Origin of the sequence: Mycobacterium sp. SMC-21 (assembly GCF_045310825.1) — a bacterium.
GTDB lineage: Bacteria > Actinomycetota > Actinomycetes > Mycobacteriales > Mycobacteriaceae > Mycobacterium.
In genome coordinates, this window is sequence record NZ_JBJIAO010000013.1 from 129,938 (window position 1) to 137,115 (window position 7,178).

A 7,178-nucleotide genomic window follows, 5' to 3' on the forward strand; every position below is an offset into this window, starting at 1 on the left:
TAGCGTCGCGATGAGATCCAGCCGTGCGTACCAATTGGTATAGCCACACACCGATGACGGTGGCACTAGGCGGGTCGATGGTGGCATTCGAAACCGAAATATACGTCCGCTAGATCGCTTGCACAGGAGATTGTCAGGTTTGTGTTCTCACACGTGTTTCACGCGGTCGACGAGCGGGGCACCTGCGAGGACACCCGGCACAAACGAGCCAACCGCTAGAACTATTGCCGTCGTGCTTGTCACTGTCGGAGAACTGTTTTGCTGCGTCATGTCGACTCGGTCGGGTCAATAGCTGCCACCTAGTTGACGGTAGTAATGCAACTGTCTGGCAAGAGTTTTCGTCAAGAGAGTGATATCGATATTTGGGTCTATGAGTGAGACTGCAGGTTTGTTCAACACAGCCGATCGACTGGTATGGAGCTGCTCGCCGGCGGCAGGTCGTTCAAGTTCTCCACTGGACTTTGTAGACGTCTCTTCCCCCGTTGTGCAGCGCAATTGAAGCTCGGCGCCACCGATGGCCTCGTCGTTCAGTGGCGTGATCGCCTTCCGCGATGAGCACGGCCAGGCATGCCGCACCAATGTGCGACAACTACCAAACATGTTGCAGGAAAAGCTAATCAAAATCGACTGCGCAACATGACGGCGAATGTTCTCCGACGGCTTGTCCGAACGAGCTGGCTTCTGCTGCGCGATCTTATCGCGGCCTAGGTGTGATGTCCGGGGACGTTGTCCCGTTATGTATCGGTGAGCCTGTGTGACAGGGAAGGCCTCCGGTTGTGAAGTGGAGCTGTCTAGGAACCGCTTCACCAACCAGGAGGCCTTCGTGTCCCACGCTAACGCTGCATTAACCCCGCGCGCACGATTGAAGCTCGCCGAGCTCATCATCGAGAAGGGCTGGACCTATACCGCTGCGGCCAAGATGTTCATGGTCGCGCCTCGAACCGCCAAGAAATGGGCCGATCGCTTTCGTACCGAAGGCTCTGCCGGCATGGTCGACCGTAGCTCGCGACCGCACCGGAGCCCCACCAAGACCAGCGACCAGGTCATGCGTCGGATCGTGGACCTGCGGTGGCGCAAGCGGCTCGGGCCCGTGCAGATCGCCGGACGACTGGGCATGCCGGCGTCCACGGTGCACGCTGTGCTGACCCGGTGCCGGATCAATCGGTTGTCCTACATCGACCGCGTAACTGGCGAACCGCTGCGCCGCTATGAGCACGATCATCCCGGTTCGCTGATCCACGTCGACGTCACCAAATTCGGCAACATCCCCGACGGCGGTGGGCACAAGTTCCTTAGCCGACAACAAGGCAAGCGCAACCGGCAGCTGACCGCGCATCGCACCGGTGAACGTGCCGACGATTATCGACCGCGAATTGGAATTGCGTTCCTGCACACAGTTATTGATGATCACTCTCGGGTTGCGTACGTCGAGATCCAGTCCGACGAGAAAGCGGCCACCGCGATCGGTGTGTTGCAGCGCGCGGTGGCCTGGTTCGCCGAACGCGGCGTCACGGTGGAACGAGTCCTCTCAGACAACGGGTCGGCTTACAAATCCTTGGCCTGGCGCGGTGCCTGCGCCGAACTGAACATCAGCCACAAGCGAACCCGGCCATACCGGCCCCAGACCAACGGCAAGATCGAGCGATTCCATCGCACGCTCGGGGACGGCTGGGCCTACGCCCGGTTCTACGAATCCACCGAACAACGCAACACAGCCCTACCGAGCTGGCTGCATTTCTACAATCACCACCGAGCCCACTCCGCCATCGGAGGCCGCCCACCGGTCACTCGGCTGACCAACGTCCCTGGACATCACACCTAGGTAGCGCTGGCAGTGCAGTACCGCTCACGGACGCTAACCCCGACCGGCCCACTCAAGGGAGCCTTAACGACGTTCATGCGCGTACGGCGGCAATCCGATCCACGCAGCGTCTAGTCCTATCTTATTGAAGCGCATCAGGGTTAACGTGCCAATGCCTTCCGATCCAGTTAGCTGCGGAGGCGATGCGCACCTGCCATAGTGTTCGATATAGCTCATGGTCAAGGCTGTACCGGCCAGGCCCGGACCCGGCTGATCGCGGTGGTATTCGACGTCGCGGATTCACTTGGGGCTTGGAGCGCGGGACACCGCAGGTCGACGGCGTATTTCCTGTCGGTGGTCTCCACGATGTGCAGGTGCACTAAGTCCACATCGCCGAGTTCGTCGACAAGCACTCGATTTGCCCGTCAACGGCTTCGGTCGTCCCGCAGTGTCAGCCGGATGCGATTGTCGCATCGAACCGCCCGGTGATCGGTGCGGACTTTGGCGTTGGTCGACATGAACAGCGCCGGCGACTCGATCTTCAAATGAGCTGTGCGACGCCGCAATGCGAGGCATTTGCCAACCCGGTCAAACCAAGCGGTCGCGATTTGACGGTTCAGCCAATGTTCCGGTCGATCGGGGTGCCTTAGGTTTGCTGCATCTGTCTGTGCGTCACGCGTCGTGGGGCGGATGCTTCAACTACGAGAGGGTGAGACCAATGATCGCGGTGGCCGATGTAGTCAAGCCTGCCTCGGCGCTTGGCGGATTCTTCGCAATGTCATTGGACACGTTTGTGCAGATGTTTCGGCCGCCGTGGGCTTGGCGGGAGTTTCTTAACCAGACCTGGTTTGTGGCACGCGTTTCGCTGCTGCCCACGGTGCTGTTGGCGATTCCGTTCGTTGTGCTGACCACATTCACCGTAAGTACGCTGCTTGTCGAAATCGGTGCAGCGGATTTCTCCGGTGCCGGTGCAGCACTGAGCACTCTGACTCAAACTGGACCCATCGTTACGGTTTTGGTCATCACTGGTGCCGGCGCGACTGCCATGTGCGCCGACCTCGGTGCCCGGACCATCCGCGAGGAGCTAGACGCGCTGCGGGTGCTCGGCATCGATCCGATCCAGGCGCTGGTGGTTCCGCGAGTCCTGGCAGCGACTGTGGTGGCGTTGCTGCTGGCGTCGGTAGTCACCGTCACTGGCCTGGTCGGCGGGTTCTTCTTCGCCGTGTACTTCCAGCACGTCACGCCAGGCGCCTTCGCGGCGGGACTGACCCTATTGGTAGGAACTCCCGACGTGCTGGTCTGCCTGGGCAAGGCTGTCGTCTTCGGGGTCGCGGCTGGACTCATCGCTTGTTACAAGGGAATTCATGTCGGGGGAGGGCCCCAAGGGGTCGGCAATGCCGTGAATGAGACTGTTGTCTTCACATTCATGGTGCTGTTCCTGGTCAACGTGATCGCGACAGCGGTCGGCGTCAAGGTGGCATTGTGAGCCCGTCGACTCCGAGCGGCCGCCAGTCGCGATTGCACACCATCGTCGCGAAGATCGCTGACGAGTGGAACCGTATCGGTTCTCAGGCCCAGTTCTACAGCCAGACAGTCCGCGGTATCGGCGACGCGTTCGTTCACTACAAAGTCGAACTTGTCCGGCTGATCGCCCAAATGAGCTTGGGTACAGGTGCTTTGGCAATTATCGGCGGATCGATAGCGATCGTCGGATTTCTGACTCTGTCCGGTGGTTCGCTGGTGGCAGTGCAGGTGTACAGCTATTTGCAGCAGATCGGCGTTGGCGCGCTCGCCGGGTTCTCCTCGGCGTACCTCAATGTGAGGCTGATCGCGCCACTGGTTGCTGGCGTCGGTCTGGCCGCCACGATCGGGGCTGGCGCCACCGCACAGCTCGGCGCCATGCGGATCAGCGAGGAGATCGATGCACTCGAGGTGATGGGTATCAGGTCAGTGGCATATCTGACGTCGACCCGGGTGGTCGCGGGGATCATAGTCGTGGTGCCGCTGTATTGCGTCTCAGTCCTGATGGCCTTTTTGGCAACACGTTTCGGCACGACCTACATCTACGGTCAGTCGACCGGAGTTTACGATCATTACTTCAACACGTTCCTCAACCCCACCGACTTGCTGTGGTCGTTCTTGCAGGCAGTTTCGATGGCGGTGGTGGTGATGCTGGTGCACACCTATTACGGCTTCACAGCATCCGGCGGTCCGGCCGGGGTAGGAGACGCCGTGGGTCGGGCCGTGCGTACATCGATGGTCGCGGCGGTCGCTGTCACTCTATTGGTATCGCTAGCCATTTATGGCCAGTCCGGCAACTTCCACTTGGCGGGTTAGCAGCATGCCGACTAGAGCTCGAGACCAGCGTATTCACCCCGCTTTGTGGACCCTCATCCTGGTTGGCGTGATCGGGTTGTTCGTGTACGTGACGATGGCGCAATTTGCCGGCAGCTTCACCCGATACGTTCCGGTGACCGTGACGTCGGATCGCGCAGGGCTGGTGATGGATGCCGGAGCTAGGGTCAAGTTGCGCGGGGTTCAGGTCGGCCGGGTTTCGGCGATTCAGGCCGATACGGGTGCGGAAGGCACCGCAGTGCGGCTGAGGCTCGAGCTTGACCCGGGCCAGGTCGGTCACATTCCCGCCAATGTCCGCGCCGAGATCCGGGCCACCACGCTGTTCGGTGCCAAGTACGTCGATCTCGTGATGCCGAAAAGTCCTAGTGTCCAACATATTTCATCAGGTGCGGTGATCCCGTCGGACAACGTCAGCACCGAGGTCAACACGGTCTTCCAGAATCTATACAACCTGCTCGGAGAAATCGATCCGGCCAAGCTCAACAGCACACTCACCGCGCTGGCTGACGGCCTGCGGGGGGAAGGCCAGGCGATCGGTCAGAGCATCACCGATTACGACGAGGTCCTCAAGGCGCTCAATCCTCGTGCCGACACGATCCGCGCCGGCTGGCAATCGCTGCGCGGGTACAGCCAGACGTATGGCGCCACGGTCCCCGACATTGTGTCGATCCTCGATTCGGTGACCACGACCAGTGCGGCCATCACCGACAACGCCCGAGCGCTCGATGCCTTGTTGCTCAACGTGACTGGATTGGCACATAGCGGAACCAGCCTGTTCGCTCCGAACAAGGAGAATTTCGTCACCGCCATCAACGCGCTGCAACCGACCACCAGTCTGCTGCTCAAGTACAACCCCGAGCTCACCTGTTTGATCGTTGGTGGAAAATACTATCTGGACCACGGTGGGTATCAGGCCGTCGGGGGCAACGGTAGGTCAACCATCATCGACGCCGCCCTTCTGCTCGGCGACGACCCGTACAAGTATCCGGACAACCTACCGGTCGTCGGAGCCAAGGGCGGTCCCGATGGCAAACCCGGCTGCGGCTCGCTACCTGACGTTGCCAAGAACTGGCCGGTGCGTCAGCTGGTCACCAACACCGGATGGGGAAGCGGCGTGGACTGGCGCCCTAACCCGGGTATCGGATTCCCCGGCTGGGCCAACTACTTCCCGGTAACCCGGGCAGTCCCCGAGCCGCCGAGTGTGCGAAATTCTGACGGCGGTCCAGCCCCCGGACCTATCCCGTATGCGGGCGCCCCGGCCTACGGCGCCCCGCTATATGCGCCCGACGGAAACCCGCTGTACCCGGGCTTGCCGCCGGCACCGCAGCCCGGCACACCACGCGAGCCGGGGCCGCCACCGCCCGGCACCGAACCTTTCACGGTGCTGAATCCCGCAGCGCTACAACCGACACCCCAGGCGCCGCCACCGACACCCGCTGTGCCATCACCGTGACGACGGCACTCTGTTGAACTACCGCATCGAAAGGCCCCACGATCGTGAGAGATAAACTGCCAGGCACTATCTGGCGTCTCACCGTGTTCCTGGCGGTCTGCCTGTTCTTCATGTTCGCGATGTTCGCGGTGTTCAGCCAGTTGCGCTTTGAGGACCAGCGGGTGTACCACGCAGCGTTCGCAAACGTATCGGGTCTCGAACGTGGGCGGTTCGTCCGGATCGGCGGTGTCGAGGTCGGTAAGGTCAAGGACATCGTCGTGCAACCCGACGCGACCGTACTGGTCACATTCGGCACCGACGACTCCGTCGTGCTGACCCGCGGCACCCACGCCGTCATCCGGTACGACGACTTGATCGGAGGCCGCTACCTCGCATTGGAGGAGGGCGCGGGCAGTCCACAGCGGCTCAATCCGGGCGACACCATCGCCTTGGCGAATACCTCGCCCGCGCTCGATCTCGACGCGCTGATCGGCGGCTTTCGGCCGCTGTTCCGCGCGCTGGACCCTGATCAGGTCAACGCCTTGACCAGTCAGCTGATCAGTGCTTTCGAGGGGCAGGGTGACACTATCTCCGGATTTTTCGAGCACGCCGCGACGTTGACCAACACGCTGGCCGATCGTGATCAACTGATCGGCCAGGTGATCGGCAATCTGAACACCGTGCTCGGCTCCCTGGGGGATCAGCGGAGCCAGTTCGCCAAAGCTGTCGACTCGCTGTCTCAATTGGTCACAACGCTGGCCGACCGCAAGCAGGACATCAGCAATGCGGTCGCGTACACCAATGCCGCCGCCGGGACTATCGCCGACCTGCTGGCCCGGTCGCGTCCACCGCTGCAGCAAGTCGTCCATGAAACCGACCGCACCGCAGGGCTTGTCGTCGCGGACAAGGATTACATGGACAACCTGCTCCGAACCTTGCCCGATAAGTACCAACTGCTGGCGCGCCAGGGCGTCTACGGCGACTTCTTCAGCTTCTACCTGTGCGACGCCGTGCTGAAGGTCAACGGCAAAGGGGGACAACCGGTCTACATCAAGGTGGCGGGTCAAGACAGTGGAAGGTGTGCGCCGAAATGAAGTCCTTCTCCGAACGGAATCCGTTGGTGCTGTGTGCCGTCGGTGTGGCCGGGACCGTCGGGATGGCACTTTTTGCGCTCAACTACGACAAGGTGCCTCTGATCAATCAGGACAAGAACTATTCGGCCTACTTCGCTGATGCGGCGGGCCTGATCCCCGGTGCTGCCGTGCAGGTTTCGGGATACCGGGTGGGCAAGGTGGACAGCCTTGGCCTAGACGGTCCCCGGGTCCTCGTGACGTTCAACTTGGACAAGGGCATCCACCTAGGCGACCGTACGGAGGCTTCAATCCAAACCAGGACCGTGCTCGGATCAAAGATTCTCGAGATCACGCCGCGTGGCGGCGGCCAGCAAAACGCTCCAATTCCGTTGGAACGCACCCGATCCCCCTACCAGCTTCCTGACGCGTTGGGGGATCTGGGTCGCGTCCGAAAGTGGGTGTAAAAGCACCGGTCGGTTCGCAGCTTCGTGGGTGAGCATACGGGCTGGGGAACTCA

At 61.3% G+C, this 7,178-nt stretch carries 5 protein-coding genes and 1 pseudogene; all 6 read left to right on the forward strand.

The window, feature by feature from the left end; all coding sequences use genetic code 11:
* Nucleotides 1-823 precede the first annotated feature (823 nt).
* Nucleotides 824-1,822, forward strand: coding sequence for an IS481 family transposase (locus ACJH6H_RS15440; RefSeq protein ID WP_212814951.1), 999 nt, complete (start codon nt 824-826; stop codon nt 1,820-1,822).
* A gap of 697 nt (nt 1,823-2,519) precedes the next feature.
* Nucleotides 2,520-3,287: an MlaE family ABC transporter permease gene (locus ACJH6H_RS15445; protein ID WP_406775217.1), complete on the forward strand. Its 768-nt coding sequence runs from the start codon at nt 2,520-2,522 to the stop codon at nt 3,285-3,287.
* Between the two features lie 32 nt (nt 3,288-3,319).
* Nucleotides 3,320-4,138, forward strand: coding sequence for an ABC transporter permease (locus tag ACJH6H_RS15450; RefSeq protein ID WP_406775223.1), 819 nt, complete (start codon nt 3,320-3,322; stop codon nt 4,136-4,138).
* A 4-nt stretch (nt 4,139-4,142) separates the two neighbouring features.
* Complete coding sequence (locus ACJH6H_RS15455; RefSeq protein WP_406775224.1) at nt 4,143-5,609, forward strand: MCE family protein; 1,467 nt, start codon at nt 4,143-4,145, stop codon at nt 5,607-5,609.
* Nucleotides 5,610-5,653: 44 nt separating this feature from the next.
* Nucleotides 5,654-6,682: an MCE family protein gene (locus tag ACJH6H_RS15460; RefSeq protein WP_406775218.1), complete on the forward strand. Its 1,029-nt coding sequence runs from the start codon at nt 5,654-5,656 to the stop codon at nt 6,680-6,682.
* Nucleotides 6,679-7,101, forward strand: a pseudogene (locus ACJH6H_RS15465) (MlaD family protein); the annotation flags it as partial. The gene ACJH6H_RS15460 and the pseudogene ACJH6H_RS15465, both read left to right, overlap by 4 nt.
* Nucleotides 7,102-7,178: the final 77 nt, after the last annotated feature.

Coding starts and splice junctions, on each gene's coding strand:
- ACJH6H_RS15445 (WP_406775217.1), top strand. CDS start 2,520: ATGATCGCGGTGGCCGATGTAGTCAAGCCTGCCTCGGCGCTTGGCGGA.
- ACJH6H_RS15455 (WP_406775224.1), top strand. CDS start 4,143: ATGCCGACTAGAGCTCGAGACCAGCGTATTCACCCCGCTTTGTGGACC.